Origin of the sequence: Minwuia sp., assembly GCF_048263705.1 — a bacterium.
Lineage (GTDB): Bacteria > Pseudomonadota > Alphaproteobacteria > Minwuiales > Minwuiaceae > Minwuia.
The window spans coordinates 212,255-226,998 of sequence record NZ_JBLXDV010000002.1 but is presented as its reverse complement, the minus strand read 5'-3'; the positions used below and the strand labels follow the sequence as shown (position 1 = coordinate 226,998).

Below are 14,744 nucleotides of genomic sequence, written 5' to 3'. Positions count from 1 at the left end.
GCATCGTACGCGCCCCTGAATGTATCATGGTGGCACAGGTGTCGATCGAATTTGGTACGAACGTACGGAACTGGTGCAGGTCAGATGGCGACGAAACCCGAGAATGACGAACAGATCGAAGAGCTGTCGAACGAGACGCTGACGGGGGCGGACACGCTTTTCGCCGCGCCGGCCGACGCGCCTGCCGAGGACGCGCTTTTCGCACGGTCGGTTCGGGGCGATCGCAACGACCCCCTGCGGCTCGACAACCGTGTGCGGAAGGTCGAACCGGAAGAAGAGGCCGGCGAGAAAGAGGAATCCGGAACCCCGACGGGTGGGCTGGACGACGACGCGCCGAGGCGTTTCGTGGGCGGTGACGCGCGGGACAAGCTGTTCGGCGGCGATGCTTCCGAAAGCTTCGCGTTCGGTGCGGGCAACGACTTCGGTCGCGGCGGTGCGGGTGATGACACGCTGATCGGGGACGAGGGCGATGACATCCTGCTGGGCGAAGACGGTGACGATGTCATCCAGGGCGGTGCCGGTGCCGACAAGCTGATCGGCAAGCTGGGCGACGACCTGATCGAAGGCGGCGACGGCGACGACGACCTGCGGGGCGGAGAAGGGCTGGACACGATCCTGGGTGAGGCCGGCAATGATCTGCTGCGCGGCGAACAGGGCAACGATCTGATCTTCGGCGGCGCGGGCTCCGATACGGTGCGCGGCGACGAAGGCGAAGACACGCTGGACGGCGGTGACGACGATGACACGCTGTTCGGTTTCGCCGATGCCGACAGCCTGACCGGCGGCGCAGGCAACGACATCCTGCGCGGCGGTCTCTCGAACGACGTCGTTTTCGGCGGTGCCGGAAACGACACGGCCCGCGGCGGTGAAGACGACGATCACGTGGAAGGCGGCGACGGCAACGATTCGCTGACCGGCGATGCGGGCAACGATACCCTGCTGGGTGACGCGGGTGCCGACCGGCTGGAAGGCAGCTCCGGCGACGACAGCCTGGACGGTGGCGCGGACAATGACGATCTGCGCGGCGGCAGCGGTGCCGACAGCATCACCGGCGGATCCGGCAGCGACCGGGTTCAGGCTGGTGTCGGTGACGATATCGTCACCGGCGACGAAGGTGACGACACGATCCATGGCGAAGGCGGCGCGGACAGCCTGTTCGGCGGTGCCGGTGTGGATCGTGTCTTCGGCGGATCGGGCAATGACCTGGTCGAAGGCGGTGACGGCGACGACAGCCTGGCTGGCGGCTCCAACGATGACACGGTGCGCGGCGGTGCCGGTGCCGATTTCGTCGGCGGCGGCACGGGCAACGACGAACTGTTCGGTGGCGATGACAACGACTCGATCAATGGCGGCGTCGGGTTCGACCTGATCGATGCCGGCTCGGGCGACGACACCGTTCTGGGCGGCGGCAACGCCGACACGATCTTCGGCGGCGACGGCGACGACAACCTGCATGCGGGCGCCGGCAATGACGTGATCGAAGGCGGTGACGGCATGGACCTGATCATCGGCGGCACCGGCAACGACACGATGACCGGCGGTGCGGGCGATGACTGGTTCTACCTGAACGGTGACGATTTCGGTCACGAGGTCATCACGGATTTCTCGGAAGGCGACCTGCTCGACTTCTCCTCCACCAGTTTCCTGCGCGACGATCTGGAAATCACCGATGACGGTACGAACACCGTGATCACGGCGGGCAGCAATTCCGTCACCCTGCTGGGCGTGACCAACCTGGCCCCGGCCGCGCTGTTCTTCTTTGCCGGTGAGGAAATCCCCGGCGATGGCGGCGACACGGGCGAGCCCGACTTCTCGGACATCGAGAACAGCGACAAGGCCGTCGTCGGTGACGATGGCAAGGACAAGCTGAAAGGCACCAACGGCGACGACATCCTGGTCGGACGCGGCGGCAAGGACGATCTGGACGGCAGCAACGGCAACGATTCACTGTTCGGCGGCGATGATGACGACAAGCTGAAGGGCGGCAACGGTGAAGACCTGCTGGTCGGCGGTGCGGGCAAGGACGACATCGACGGCGGCGAAGGTGCCAACACCATCTTCGGCGGTGCCGACGATGACAAGATCAAGGGCGGCAACAGCGAGGACCAGATCTTCGGCGGGACCGGCAACGATGACATCGACGGTCGCGAAGGCGTGAACCGGATCGAGGGTGGTGACGGTGACGACACGCTGAAGGGCGGCAACCGCGAAGACACCATCATCGGTGGCGAAGGCGACGACGTGATCGAAGGCAAGGAAGGTCAGAACAGCCTCGATGGCGGTGCGGGCGACGACAAGATCACCGGCGGCAATGCGGCGGACACGATCACCGGCGGCGACGGCGACGACACCATCGAAGGCAAGGAAGGCGCGAACAGCCTCGACGGCGGTGCCGGTGACGACAAGATCACCGGCGGCAATGCGGTGGACACGATCACCGGTGGCGACGGCAACGACACCATCGAAGGCAAGGAAGGCGCGAACCAGCTTTTCGGCGGGGCGGGCGACGATGTCCTGAAAGGCGGCAATGCCTCGGAACTGTTCGAAGGTGGCACGGGTAGCGACACGATCGAAACCGGGAACGGTCAGGACACGATCAGCATCAATGACGCCGACTTCGGAACGGATGTCATCACCGGGTTCAGCAATGGTGATCGCATCGATTTCACCGGCTCGGGGCTGACGGGCGGCGATCTGACCCTGGCGGAGACCCGCAGCGGCCTGCTGATCACTGCCGGCGAAAGCAGCCTGCTGCTTTCCGGCGTCAAGTTGGACGACCTGCGTGAAGACGCGCTGATCATCGACGGCGACGTGACCTTTCCGGGCGATGACGATACGGGCTCGGGCGGTTCCGGGGGCTCGGGCGGCTCCAGGGGCTCTGGCGGCTCGAAAGGTTCTGACGCGTCCAATGGGTCCAGGGCATCCGATGGTTCGGATGGCTCCGGCAGCTCCATCGACGTTGACGACCACCTGACCGGCGGCGAACCGGACTTCTCGGATATCGAGAACGACCGCAATGCCATCACCGGTGACGACGGCAAGGACAAGCTGAAGGGCACCAACGGCGACGACATCCTGGTGGGCCTGGGCGGCAAGGACGACATCAAGGCCAGCAACGGCAACGATTCCCTGTTCGGCGGCGACGGCGACGACAAGCTGGACGGCAGCAACGGCGATGACCTGCTGGTCGGTGGTGCGGGCAAGGACCATCTGAAGGGCGGCGAAGGCCAGAATACGATCTACGGTGGTGACGACGACGACAAGATCGATGGCGGCAACAGTGCCGACAGCATCTTCGGCGGTGCCGGCGACGACGAGATCGATGGCAGCGAGGGCCTGAACGAACTGTTCGGCGGTGCCGGCAATGACCAGATTGAGGGCGGCAATGCATCCGACCTGATCGAAGGCGGCGCGGGCAACGACACGCTGGAAGGCAGCGAGGGACAGAACACCCTGTTCGGCGGCATCGGCGACGACTTCCTGGTCACGAAGAACGTCGGTGACAGCCTGGACGGCGGCGACGGCGACGACACGCTGGATGCCGGCAACGGCAATGACACGCTGATCGGTGGCCAGGGCGACGATATCCTGAAGGGCGGCGGCGGCAGTGACACCTATGTCTTCGACGTCGCGGACGGGCCCGGCAACGACGATACGATCATCGACAGCGGTCGCGGCAACAGCCTGGACCTGTTCGATACGTCGGATCGCGATGGTCTGAGCCTGGACGAGGTCACGTTCCAGGACAATGAGGACGGAACCTGGACGGCGGCCTTCCCCGACGGCGGCGGTTCGATCACCTTCGACCCCAGCGTGGTGACGGAAATCAACCTGATGGATGGCCTCGGCGATCCCGGGGCGGTGCTGACCTATGACAGCCGCGCGGATGCCTACAATGTCACCGGCGGTGACGGCGGCGAACTGATCTTTGTCTGACGCGGCCATTGCCCGATTGATCCCGGACCTCGGCTGCGCGCATGATTGCAAACCATCAATCATGCCGCGGGGAGGCGGGATCATGACGGACGATCTTTTGTATGAAGTGCGCGACGGTGCAGCCTGGGTGACCCTGAATCGCCCGGATGCACTGAACGCGATGAACCAGAACATTCTCGACGGCTATGCCAGGGTTCTCGACCGTGCCGAGGGCGACCCGGAAGTGAAGGCCATCGTCTTCACGGGCACCGGGCGCGCCTTCTCGGCGGGGGCGGACCTGAAATACGTGCTGAGCTTCATGGGTGAAGGCGATCCCGTGAAGGTGCGCACCTTCATGAAACAGGCCTATGCGTCCTTCGCGCGGGTCGGCGAATGCGAGAAGCCGACGATCGCGGCCGTGAACGGAATCACCGCTGCCGGTGGCATGGAACTGCTGCTGGCGTGCGATCTGGTGATCGCCGCTGAATCGGTGAAGATCGGCGACGGGCACATCAATTTCGGCATGCTGCCCGGCGGTGGCAGTTCCATCCGCCTGCCGCGCAAGATCGGCGAGACCCGCGCGCGCTATCTGCTGATGACCGGAGAATTGCTGCCGGTGACGGAGATCGCGGACTGGGGCCTGGTCAACGAGATCGTGCCCGATGATCAGCTGATCGCCAGGACCGAGGCCCTGGTGGCGCGGCTGACCTCGAAGAGCCCGCTGGCGATGCGTCAGATGAAGCACATGATCGATCAGGGTCTCGATATGCCCCTCGACCGCGCCCTGCAAAGCGAAATGCACGTGTGGGAAGCCTACGGCCAGTCCCACGACGTTGTCGAAGGACTGACAGCCTTCACTGAAAAACGGGCGCCAGACTACAAGGGCCGCTGATGCCGTATCAGTACGGGTGATCCGTGTCCGGGGTCGGCAGTCTCTCTGCCGGCCCCGTTTTTCCTTTCGCGCAATTGCGGTCTGCGGATGTCCGAACTGTGCAAGAAAAACGGCGAAAATTTACCGCTTCTTGTTGGCATATGTATTGATATTTCTTAACGTATGGCGTGTAAGGTTCCAGAGAACCTCAACCCGTGCGGAGCGCCGTCATCGACGAACGATATGCAGACGAACTGATAACGGGCAGGATTTCTCCGGGGACGCAGGAATGGCTGGACGGGCCGCTCATGGGAGCCCGCGTGTTCGCAGCGCCCGACAGTGGCCTTCTGCCCTATCTGGCCCTGCGTACCGTTCACGACTACTGGCAGGGTCTGCCCAGGCAATCCGGTGTCGCCCAGATCCTGAAGGTCGATCCGATGCTGCTCGCCCCCGCCCTGGGGTCCATCATCCTGCTGGATGTCGTCGATGGTGGCAGGGATTTCTATTACAGTCTTTACGGCAGCAAGATCGCGAATTTCAGCGGTTTTGACATGACCCACAAATACCTCAGCGAGATTCCGACGGACAGCCCGGTGACGGCATTCTTCCGGGTCTGTTACCTCGCGGTCATGAAACACCGGATACCGCTCTATACGGTGCACAGGGCGCCCCGCAACATCATGATCGGTTCGTGGCACAGGCTGATCCTGCCGCTGGGCGCGGGAGACGAGGTTTGCCGGCTGCTGGTCTGCAACATACCCACCCGGCCTGACGGCAACGAGAAGTAGGCGCGACGCGCGCGTTTCTCACAATCCCGGGGCATCGATGAAAGGTGGGTGTTCGGAAGGATCGTGATCGCTCATACTCCCTTTCAGATGCACTGGTTCTTGGGGAGCGGAAGATGAAATTCGGTATTGGTGACGGCCCGCGGCGTATTGAGGATCCGACGCTTGTTCGGGGCCATGGGCGCTACACGGACGACGTTCATGTCGAAGGGGCGGCGCGCGGCCTTGTCTATCGGTCCCCGGTCGCCCACGCCGAGATCGCGTCGCTGGATGTCGCGGCGGCGCGCGAGGTGCCCGGTGTCATTGCCGTACTCACGGGCGATGAACTGACCGAGGACGGTGTGCATCCGATCCCGTGCCTGACCGACATCCGCAACGGCGACGGGTCGGAACATCCGAAGCCGCCGCGTCACATTCTGGCCAAGGACCGGGTCCGCTATGTCGGCGAGCCGCTGGCCTTCATCGTCGCCGAAACGATGGCGGCGGCGCAGGATGCGGCGGACCTGATCGAGTTCGATTTCAAGGAACTGCCCGTGACCACCGGCACCTACGAGGCCACGCTGGACGGCGCACCGCAGATCTGGGACGAAGCGCCGAACAACATCATCCTGAACTATGAGAAGGGCGACAAGGATCAGGTCGATGCCATCTTCGACAAGGCCGACAAGGTCTCGACGGTCCGGATCATCAACAACCGCCTGGTCTGCAATGCGATGGAACCGCGCGCGGCCGTCGCCGAGGTGAAACCGGACAGCGACCGCATCACCTTCTATGTCCCCAGCCAGGGTCCGGGCCTTCAGTTGCAGCAGCTCTCGGGCATTCTGGGCATCGAGATGCCGAAGCTGCGCCTGATCACAGGTCATGTCGGCGGGGGCTTCGGCACCAAGGCGTTCCTCTATCCCGAAGCGGTGATGACGCTCTGGGCGGCGAAGCGGCTGAACCGCTCGGTGCGCTGGACCGGTGACCGCTCCGAGATGTTCCTCTCCGACAGCCAGGGGCGGGATCACGTCACCGAGGTCTCGGTGGCGATGGACGCGGACGGTCACTTTCAGGCCCTCCGGGCGACGACCTGGGCCGCGATGGGGGCATATCTGGCGAATTTCGCGCCCTTCATCCCGACCGACGCGGCGGCGGGCATGTACACGGGCCTCTACAAGATCCCGGTGATGCACCTTCAGGTGAAGGGCGTGATGACCAATACCGTGCCGACCGATGCCTATCGCGGTGCCGGACGTCCGGAAGCGGCCTACATGATCGAACGTCTGGTCGAGCAGGCGGCACGCGATATGGGCGTCAGCTCCGACGAGATGCGCAACCGCAACTTCCCGACGAAGGAGGAAATGCCGCATACGATGGGGCTGGGCGACGTCATCGATTCCGGCGATTTCCCCGGCATGATGGCCGACGCCATGCAGGATGCCGACTGGACCGGCTTCGACGCGCGCCGTGCGCAGTCGGAAGCCAACGGAAAGCTGCGTGGGATCGGCATGTCGACCTACGTCGAGCGCTGCGGCGGCGGTGCGGGCGTTCCCGCCCGGCTGAGCTTCGAGGAGAAGGGCAAGGTCCGCATCTATTCCGGGGCGCTGGACTCGGGCCAGGGCCACGCAATTTCATATGCGCAGATCCTGTCGCAGAAACTGGGCATTGAGGTCGAGGAGATCGAGATGATCCAGGGCGATACCGATCGCGTGCCGCCCGGCTTCACGGGTGGCTCCAAGTCCATTCCGGTGGGCGGTGCGTCGGTTCTCACAGCGGCCGAAGAATCCATCGAGAAGGGCAAGAAGGTCGCCGCCAAGATGATGGAAACCGCCGAGGTGGACATCGAGTTCGCCGACGCGAAATTCACCGTCGCGGGCACCGACCGCTCCATGTCGATCTTCGAGGTCGCCGAGGCAGCGAAGGACGCCGCCAACCTGCCCGAAGGGGTGGAGCCCGGTCTGGACGCGATGAAGGACCACAACAACGAACAGCCGACCTTCCCGAACGGGTGCCATATCTGCGAGGTGGAGGTCGATCCGGCGACGGGCCAGGTCGAGATCATGGACTATGTCTGCGTCGACGACTTCGGGGTGACGATGAACCCGCTGCTGCTGGCGGGACAGGTCCATGGCGGTGTGGTTCAGGGGCTGGGACAGGCCTGGGCCGAGCACACGGTCTATGATGAGGAGAGCGGCCAGCTGCTGTCGGGCAGCTTCATGGACTATCAGATGCCGCGTGCCTACGACATTCCGGAAATCCGCTTCCGCACCCGCAACGTGCGCTGCACGACCAACCCGCTGGGTGTGAAGGGCGCGGGCGAGGCCGGTGCCATCGGCGCACCGCCGGCCTTCGTCAATGCCGTGCATGATGCCGTTCTGGATGCGGGCAAATCGATCGACGGTCTGGAGATGCCGCTGACGCCGATGAAGGTCTGGTCCGCGCTGAACGGCTAGAATCCGAACCGCCGAAGTCTATTGCTGCTGAGTGAACGGGAGACGCAAATCATGGGTGACTGGATCAGACTGACGGCCTCTGACGGGCACGAGTTCGACGCCTGGCGCGCCGATCCGGAAGGCAAACCGAAGGGCGGGGTGATCGTCATTCAGGAGATCTTCGGGGTCAACGAGCACATCCGGGATGTGACCAACCGCTATGCCGCCGACGGGTATCTGGCGATCGCGCCCGCGATCTACGACCGGGTCGAACCGAAGCTGGAGTGCGGCTACACGCCGGACGAGATCGCAAAGGCGCTTGAATGGCGTGCCGCGTGCGACCTCGACAAGGTGATGCTGGATATCGAGGCGGCAGCGGATGCCGCCGCAGAGGCCGGCAAGGTCGGCATCGTCGGCTATTGCTGGGGCGGCACGCTGGTCTTCGTGTCCTGTTGTCGTCTGTCGGACAAGATCGCCGCCGGATCAGGCTATTACGGCGGACAGATCGTGCCGCATCTGGACGAGAAGGTCGGTGCGCCGCTGATCCTGCATTTCGGTGAGAACGATGGCGGCATTCCGCTCGACGATGTCGAGAAGATCCGAAAGGCCACGTCAGGCGTCGAGGTGTTCGTCTACGAGAACACCGGACATGGCTTCAATTGCGACCATCGCAAGGATTTCCATGCCGAGAATGCGGCCCTGGCACTGGGGCGGACGCTGGAGCTGTTTTCGAAACATGTGGATGCATGAGACGTGCAGGCGCGGCCTGAAGCCTGAAGCCTGATGTCTGCTGCGCTCAGTTGGCGGCCACCAGCTTCGGCGTCACGTCGGCTTCCATGCTGACCCGGTTGCGGCCGTCGGACTTGGCCTGATACAGCGCGGCATCGGCCCGACCGACCAGCGCCGCGGGTGACTCGCCGTTGCGATATTCGGCGACGCCGAACGACATGGTGACACGCGCGATCTCCTCGCCGGTGCTCTTGCGGATGATCCGCTTGGACGAGATCGCCTGCCGCATGTTCTCCGCGACCTTCGATCCGCCCACCATGTCCGTTTCGGGCAGGATAAGCGCGAACTCCTCGCCGCCGTAACGGCAGGGGGTATCGCGGCCCTTCAGGCCGTCGCGCATGACCGCGCCGACCAGCTTCAGCACCTGATCGCCCAGCTGATGCCCGTAGGCGTCGTTGAACCGTTTGAAGTGATCGATGTCGCACATCACCAGGGTCAGCGGTTCGCCGGAAGCGGCCGCCTTGTCCGCCCGTCGTTGCAGGGTGCGGTCGAAGCCTGCGCGGTTGGTGATGCCGGTCAGATCATCCGTCAGGGCCTCCCGTCGGGATTCCTCCAGTTTTTCCTGCAGATTGCTGATCTCGTTGGCGGACTGTTTCAGATCCTGTTCCAGTTGCTCGGACTTCACCTTCATCTGGCGGGTGGCGACGATCATCTGGCTCACGATGGTCTGCATCGCGCGACCGCCCTCGATCGATCCCAGCCCGTTTTCCAGCCCGTCCAGTGCCGTGCCGAATTCGCCGACGTCCTCGCCCGCATGCGAAACCTGATCGACGACATGCTGGATCTGATCCTGCATCGCGTCACCGGTTTCGGTCAGAAGCCTGAAGTTGCGGTCTTCGCCGTAGTGATTGTACAGCAGGTCCTCGGCCGCCCTGCGGAACACTTCCGGGGTCTCGTCGCTGACATCGCGCAGCGTGGCCGATACCACCGGATCGCGTTCGGACGCATAGTCGTAGAACAGCCGGAAATAGTCTGGCGTGGACCGGATGTCATAGCTCTCGATCAACTGGATCGCAGTTTCGCAGAAGCGCTTCGTATCGTTCTTGTCGTCGAATTCGTAAAGCATGAGGCATTCCCGGCTGCGGTGCTGTGACGAGGTGCTGACCGTGTCCCGCCAAGTGCGCGCATTGTCCGCCTCACACGTTTCGATTTCGTAAATTTAGGCTCAACGGGCGGGTGTTCCGCGCTAGACACCGAGATATCGATGCGCGATGTCGGGATCGCGCACCAGGTCTTCGGACGTGCCGCTCCAGGCCACGGATCCCTTCTCGATGATCGTGTGGCGATCGGCCAGTTTCGTCAGCGCGCCGATGTTCTTGTCGACGATCAGAATGGCCTGCCCTTCCTGTTTCAGGCGACCGAGAATCGACCAGATCTCGGCCCGGATCAGCGGGGCGAGGCCTTCGGTCGCCTCGTCCAGCAGAAGCAGGCGGGGGTTGGTCATCAGTGCGCGCGCGATGGCCAGCATCTGCTGTTCGCCGCCGGAAAGCTGATCGCCCATGTTGCGGGCGCGCTCGGCCAGCCGGGGAAAGGCCTCCAGCACCGTCGGCAATGTCCAGCGCTGCGCCCCGGGGGAGCGATTGCCCGCCGTCGCCAGCAGATTCTCGCGCACCGACAGGTTGGGGAAGATCTGCCGGCCTTCGGGCACCAGCCCCAGTCCCATCTTGGCGATCGCATAGGACGGCTTTCCGGCGATCTCCGCACCGTCGAAGCGGATGGACCCGGCGCCGGGCGGCGTCATGCCCATGATCGACCGGATCGTCGTCGTCTTGCCCATGCCGTTGCGGCCCATCAGCGTGACGACCTCGCCTGCCTTCACATGCAGCGACATGCCGAACAGCACCTGACTGCGCCCGTAGGACGTGTCGATGGCCTCGACCTCAAGCATCGTCATCGTCTCCCAGATAGGCAGACCGGACCTTCGGGTCGTTGCGGATGGCGTCGGGACTGCCCGTGGCGATGGCGCCGCCGTACACCAGCACCGTGATCCGGTCGGCCAGGGCAAAGACCGCATCCATGTCGTGCTCGACCAGCAGGATGGTCAGGTCGCCCTTCAACCCGTTCAGGATGGCCACCATACGCTGGCTGTCGTCGGGGCCCATGCCCGCCATCGGCTCGTCCAGCAGCAGAACCTTCGGACCGGTGGCAAGGGCCATCGCGATCTCAAGCTGCCGCTGCTCGCCGTGCGACAGGCTGGATGCAGGCGTGTCGGCCCGGTCGGCCAGTCCGACCTGATCCAGAACGGCGCGGGCCGGTTCTTCCAGGCGGCTGTCCCCCGCGGCAGGCTTCCAGAAGCGGAAACTGTGCCCGCTGTGGGCCTGCACCGACAGGGCGACGTTCTGCAGCGCGGTGAAATCCTGAAGCACATTGGTGATCTGGAACGATCGCGCCAGCCCGATCGCCGAACGGCGGTGCACGGGCAGGCGGGTGATATCGCGCCCATCGAAGGTGATCCGGCCGTCGTCGGGCCTGATCTCGCCGGTCAGCTGTCCGATCAGGGTCGTCTTGCCCGCGCCGTTCGGTCCGATCACGGCGTGAATTTCACCCGGCACGATCTCCATCGACAGGTGATCGGTCGCGACCAGACCGCCGAAGCGCTTCACCAGGTTCTCGATCTGCAGGGCGAATTCAGCCACGGGTGCCGATCCTCCCCTTGATCAGCCCGTCGATGCCGCCGCGCGCGAACAGAACCACCAGGATCAGAAACGGCCCGAACCAGAGCCGCCAGAGCTGGAAGAAAGCCGACAGCAGTTCCTCGATCAGCAGGAAGGCCAGCGCGCCGTAGACCGGGCCGAACAGGGTGCCCATGCCGCCCAGCACGACCATGATGATCAGGTCGCCCGAGCGGGTCCAGTGCATCATGTCCGGGCTGACGAACTCGGTCAGATTGGCGGTGAGAAACCCTGAAAGGCCGCAGATCGCACCCGAGATGGCGAAGGCGGTCAGGCGGTAGCGGTAGGTGGGGAAGCCGATCGCGCGCATCCGCCGTTCGTTGGATTTCGCACCCCGGATCACCATGCCGAAGCGGGCGTTGGTCAGGCGGTGAACCAGATAGACCACCCCGGCCAGCGCGAACCATGAAACGTAATAGAGGTCGGTATCGTCGCCCAGCGAGAACCCGCCGCCGAACTCGGCCATCTCGTAGATCGACAGCCCGTCGTCGCCGCCATAGACGTCCAGCCCGACGAAGATGAAATAGACCATCTGCGCGAAGGCGAGCGTGATCATGATGAAATAGACACCCTTGGTGCGCAGGCAGATCGCGCCGATGATCAGGGCCGCCAGCCCCGACAGGATCATGGCACCGAACAGCTGCACCCAGCCGGCATTCATCCAGGCGTAGCCATCCTCGAAATAATGATGGAACCCGATGCCGACGACATAGGCCCCGATGCCGACATAGGCCGCGTGGCCGAAGCTGACCATGCCGCCGAAACCCAGCACAAGGTTGAGACCGACCGCGCCGACCGCGACCACCAGCGTGCGCGCGACCAATGTCACCCAGAAGGGCTCATCGGCGATGTCGGCAATGGTCGGCAGCGCCAGCAGCGCCGCGAACACGATGAAGCCCGCGATCCAGTCGCGGCGTTCCATGGCACCGGTCATCAGCCGCTCCTCGGCGGGAACAGGCCCTCGGGCCGGAAGGCGAGAATGATCGCCATCAGCAGATAGCTCATCATCGACGAGATCGAGGGGGCCGCGGTATCGGCCGTCGTCTGTCCCAGAAACAGCCCCAGCAGTTCGGGCAGGAAGGCGCGCCCGACCGTATCGATCAGACCGACGATCAGGGCGGCCACGAACGCGCCGCGGATCGATCCGATGCCACCGATGACGATCACCACGAAGGCGAGGATCAGGATCTCGTTGCCCATGCCGATCTGCACGGTCAGGATCGGTCCGGCCATCAGACCCGCAAGTCCGGCCATCGCCGCGCCCAGCCCGAAGATCAGGGTAAACAGCAACCGGATATTGACGCCCAGCGCGCCGATCATCTCCCGGTTCGAGGCCCCGGCCCGGATCAGCATGCCGATGCGTGTCTTCGCGACCAGGAAATACAGCCCTGCGGCGACCGACAGGCCGACCACGATGATGGCGAGCCGGTAGCTGGGATAGGTCACGCCGGGCAGGATCTCGAAGCTGGTGCGCAGGAAGTCGGGCAGCCGGATGTCCATGCCCGCCGGGCCCCAGGCCAGTTGCACGAAATCGTCGGCGAACAGGATCAGGCCGAAGGTGGCCAGCACCTGGTCCAGGTGGTCCCGGTCATAGAGCGTTCGAAGCGCGATCATCTCGACCGCCATGCCGACCAGCATGGTCGCGGGCAGGGTCAGGATCGCGGCGACGATGAAGGAGCCTGTGAGCTGGGTCAGCGTCGCGGCGATGAACGCCCCGATCATGTAGAGCGACCCGTGCGCCAGGTTCACCAGATCCATGATCCCGAAGACCAGGGTCAGCCCGGCGGCGAGCAGGAACAGCAGCAGCCCCAGCTGCACGCCGTTCAGTATCTGCTCGATCAGAAGGATCCAGTTCATATCTCGACCATGGCCGCGAGGCACTCACCTGTTGCGGGATTTGATCCCGCAACCCAGTCTGGCATCGATGCCGTGCTGGGCACCGGGATCAAGTCCCGGTGCGGGTCGTGTCTGATTGAAATGAAAGGCGCGACGACCTCCACCACCGGAAAGCCGCCGCGCCTGTCGTGTCAGCAGACCCGGTGACTACATCTTGCACTCACTGGCATAGGTGTCCTGATGGTTCTCGAACACCGTCTGCACGGTCTTGACCGTGTATTCGCCCGCGTCGGTCTTGTAGGCCTCGCGCAGGTAGAAGTTCTGGATCGGCATGTGGTTGTTGCCATAGGAGAACTTGCCGCGCACCGACGGGAAATCGGCCTTCTTCATGGCGGCGCGCATGCCGTCCTTGTCGGACAGGTCGCCGTTCACCGCATCGACCGCCGACTTGATCAGCATGATCGTGTCATAGGACTGCGCGGCGTAGAAGGACGGGAAGCGCCCGGTCTTCGCCTTGTAGTCGGCGACGAACTTCTTGTTCACCTCATTGTCCAGGTCCGGGTTCCAGAACTGGGTGGCCAGGCTGCCGACGGCCAGATCGCCCAGCAGGGGCAGGCTGATCGCATCGACGGTGAACACGGTATACAGCGGCGTCTTGCCCTTCAGGCCGGCCTGTTCGTACTGCTTGAAGAACTGCACGCCCGCCTTGCCCGGATAGAAGGCGAAGACGGCTTCCGCACCCGAAGCGCGGGCCTTGGCAAGCTCGGCAGAGAAGTCGAGCTGGCCCGGCCACTTGGTCAGGTCCTTGCCGACGATCTCGCCCTTGTAGGTGCGTTCCACGCCCGCGACCATGTTCTTGCCGGCGGCGTAGTTGGGGGCCATGATATAGACCGACTTCACGCCGCGCTGGTTCAGAACCTCGCCCATCGCCATCGGCGTCTGGTCGTTCTGCCACGAGGTCGAGAAGAAGTCCGGATGGCACAGCTTGCCGGCGATCTGCGACGGACCGGCGTTCGACGAGATCAGGAACGGACCCTTGCCCACGACCGACGTGTAGGACGCCAGCAGGACGTTCGACCAGATGTAGCCGCCGACGAAATCGACCTTGTCGGACACGACCAGCTTCTCGGTCTTCTGCTTGCCGATCTCGGGCTTGAAGCCGTCATCCTCGAAGATGACCTCGACGTCCTTGCCACCCATCTTGCCGCCGATGTGTTCGACCGCCAGTTCCACGGCATCCTTCATGTCGCGCCCGATGACGGCGGGGCCGACGGTCAGGGTCGTCACGAAGCCGATCTTGACTGGTTCGCTGTGCGAGCCCGCGTGGGCAACGCCGCCCGCCAGCATCGCCGCGCCCGCGGCCAGTGCGAGTGATTTCTTGAACATGTTCTGAGCCTCCCTGCTCGGTTCTTGTCGGGCCATCTCACGCATGGCCCCGTTGCGCTAGAGTCATAATGATCGCGGG

At 64.0% G+C, this 14,744-nt stretch carries 11 protein-coding genes; 5 read left to right on the top strand and 6 right to left on the bottom strand.

The window, feature by feature from the left end; all coding sequences use genetic code 11:
- Positions 1 to 84: 84 nt before the first annotated feature.
- The 5 genes from ACN0X7_RS03470 (at position 85) to ACN0X7_RS03450 (ending at position 8,732) form a co-directional block, all read left to right on the top strand.
- Positions 85 to 3,936 carry a calcium-binding protein gene (locus ACN0X7_RS03470; RefSeq protein ID WP_417514143.1) on the top strand — a complete coding sequence of 1,284 codons (3,852 nt, stop codon included), beginning with the start codon at positions 85 to 87 and terminating at the stop codon, positions 3,934 to 3,936.
- Between the two features lie 82 nt (positions 3,937 to 4,018).
- Positions 4,019 to 4,807, top strand: coding sequence for an enoyl-CoA hydratase/isomerase family protein (locus tag ACN0X7_RS03465; protein WP_417514141.1), 789 nt, complete (start codon positions 4,019 to 4,021; stop codon positions 4,805 to 4,807).
- 299 nt (positions 4,808 to 5,106) lie between these two features.
- Complete coding sequence (locus ACN0X7_RS03460; protein ID WP_417514139.1) at positions 5,107 to 5,574, top strand: hypothetical protein; 468 nt, start codon at positions 5,107 to 5,109, stop codon at positions 5,572 to 5,574.
- Between the two features lie 113 nt (positions 5,575 to 5,687).
- Entirely contained in the window at positions 5,688 to 8,003 is a 2,316-nt protein-coding gene (locus ACN0X7_RS03455; protein ID WP_417514137.1) for a xanthine dehydrogenase family protein molybdopterin-binding subunit, read from the top strand.
- Positions 8,004 to 8,054: 51 nt separating this feature from the next.
- Complete coding sequence (locus tag ACN0X7_RS03450) at positions 8,055 to 8,732, top strand: dienelactone hydrolase family protein (RefSeq protein WP_417514135.1); 678 nt, start codon at positions 8,055 to 8,057, stop codon at positions 8,730 to 8,732.
- A 46-nt stretch (positions 8,733 to 8,778) separates the two neighbouring features.
- Here ACN0X7_RS03450 and ACN0X7_RS03445 read toward each other — a convergent pair whose 3' ends face one another.
- The 6 genes from ACN0X7_RS03445 to ACN0X7_RS03420 all read right to left on the bottom strand — a co-directional run bounded on the left by ACN0X7_RS03445 (position 8,779) and on the right by ACN0X7_RS03420 (position 14,665).
- Positions 8,779 to 9,837, bottom strand: a complete 1,059-nt coding sequence (locus ACN0X7_RS03445; RefSeq protein ID WP_417514133.1) for a GGDEF domain-containing protein — start codon at positions 9,835 to 9,837, stop codon at positions 8,779 to 8,781.
- 120 nt (positions 9,838 to 9,957) lie between these two features.
- Positions 9,958 to 10,665: an ABC transporter ATP-binding protein gene (locus tag ACN0X7_RS03440; protein ID WP_417514130.1), complete on the bottom strand. Its 708-nt coding sequence runs from the start codon at positions 10,663 to 10,665 to the stop codon at positions 9,958 to 9,960.
- On the bottom strand, positions 10,652 to 11,407 hold the full coding sequence (locus ACN0X7_RS03435) for an ABC transporter ATP-binding protein (protein WP_417514128.1): 756 nt from the start codon (positions 11,405 to 11,407) through the stop codon (positions 10,652 to 10,654). Before ACN0X7_RS03435 ends, ACN0X7_RS03440 begins: the two co-directional genes overlap by 14 nt.
- Complete coding sequence (locus ACN0X7_RS03430) at positions 11,400 to 12,377, bottom strand: branched-chain amino acid ABC transporter permease (protein ID WP_417514126.1); 978 nt, start codon at positions 12,375 to 12,377, stop codon at positions 11,400 to 11,402. Before ACN0X7_RS03430 ends, ACN0X7_RS03435 begins: the two co-directional genes overlap by 8 nt.
- A complete protein-coding gene (locus ACN0X7_RS03425; RefSeq protein ID WP_417514124.1) occupies positions 12,377 to 13,300 on the bottom strand; it encodes a branched-chain amino acid ABC transporter permease in 924 nt (307 codons plus the stop codon). Before ACN0X7_RS03425 ends, ACN0X7_RS03430 begins: the two co-directional genes overlap by 1 nt.
- 186 nt (positions 13,301 to 13,486) lie before the next feature.
- Positions 13,487 to 14,665, bottom strand: coding sequence for an ABC transporter substrate-binding protein (locus ACN0X7_RS03420; protein WP_417514122.1), 1,179 nt, complete (start codon positions 14,663 to 14,665; stop codon positions 13,487 to 13,489).
- Positions 14,666 to 14,744 lie beyond the last annotated feature (79 nt).

Bases quoted from the DNA above. Each gene is read 5' to 3' on its own strand.
- ACN0X7_RS03470 (WP_417514143.1), top strand. From the start codon at position 85: ATGGCGACGAAACCCGAGAATGACGAACAGATCGAAGAGCTGTCGAAC.
- ACN0X7_RS03465 (WP_417514141.1), top strand. From the start codon at position 4,019: ATGACGGACGATCTTTTGTATGAAGTGCGCGACGGTGCAGCCTGGGTG.
- ACN0X7_RS03455 (WP_417514137.1), top strand. From the start codon at position 5,688: ATGAAATTCGGTATTGGTGACGGCCCGCGGCGTATTGAGGATCCGACG.
- ACN0X7_RS03450 (WP_417514135.1), top strand. From the start codon at position 8,055: ATGGGTGACTGGATCAGACTGACGGCCTCTGACGGGCACGAGTTCGAC.
- ACN0X7_RS03445 (WP_417514133.1), bottom strand. From the start codon at position 9,837: ATGCTTTACGAATTCGACGACAAGAACGATACGAAGCGCTTCTGCGAA.
- ACN0X7_RS03440 (WP_417514130.1), bottom strand. From the start codon at position 10,665: ATGACGATGCTTGAGGTCGAGGCCATCGACACGTCCTACGGGCGCAGT.
- ACN0X7_RS03430 (WP_417514126.1), bottom strand. From the start codon at position 12,377: ATGACCGGTGCCATGGAACGCCGCGACTGGATCGCGGGCTTCATCGTG.
- ACN0X7_RS03425 (WP_417514124.1), bottom strand. From the start codon at position 13,300: ATGAACTGGATCCTTCTGATCGAGCAGATACTGAACGGCGTGCAGCTG.
- ACN0X7_RS03420 (WP_417514122.1), bottom strand. From the start codon at position 14,665: ATGTTCAAGAAATCACTCGCACTGGCCGCGGGCGCGGCGATGCTGGCG.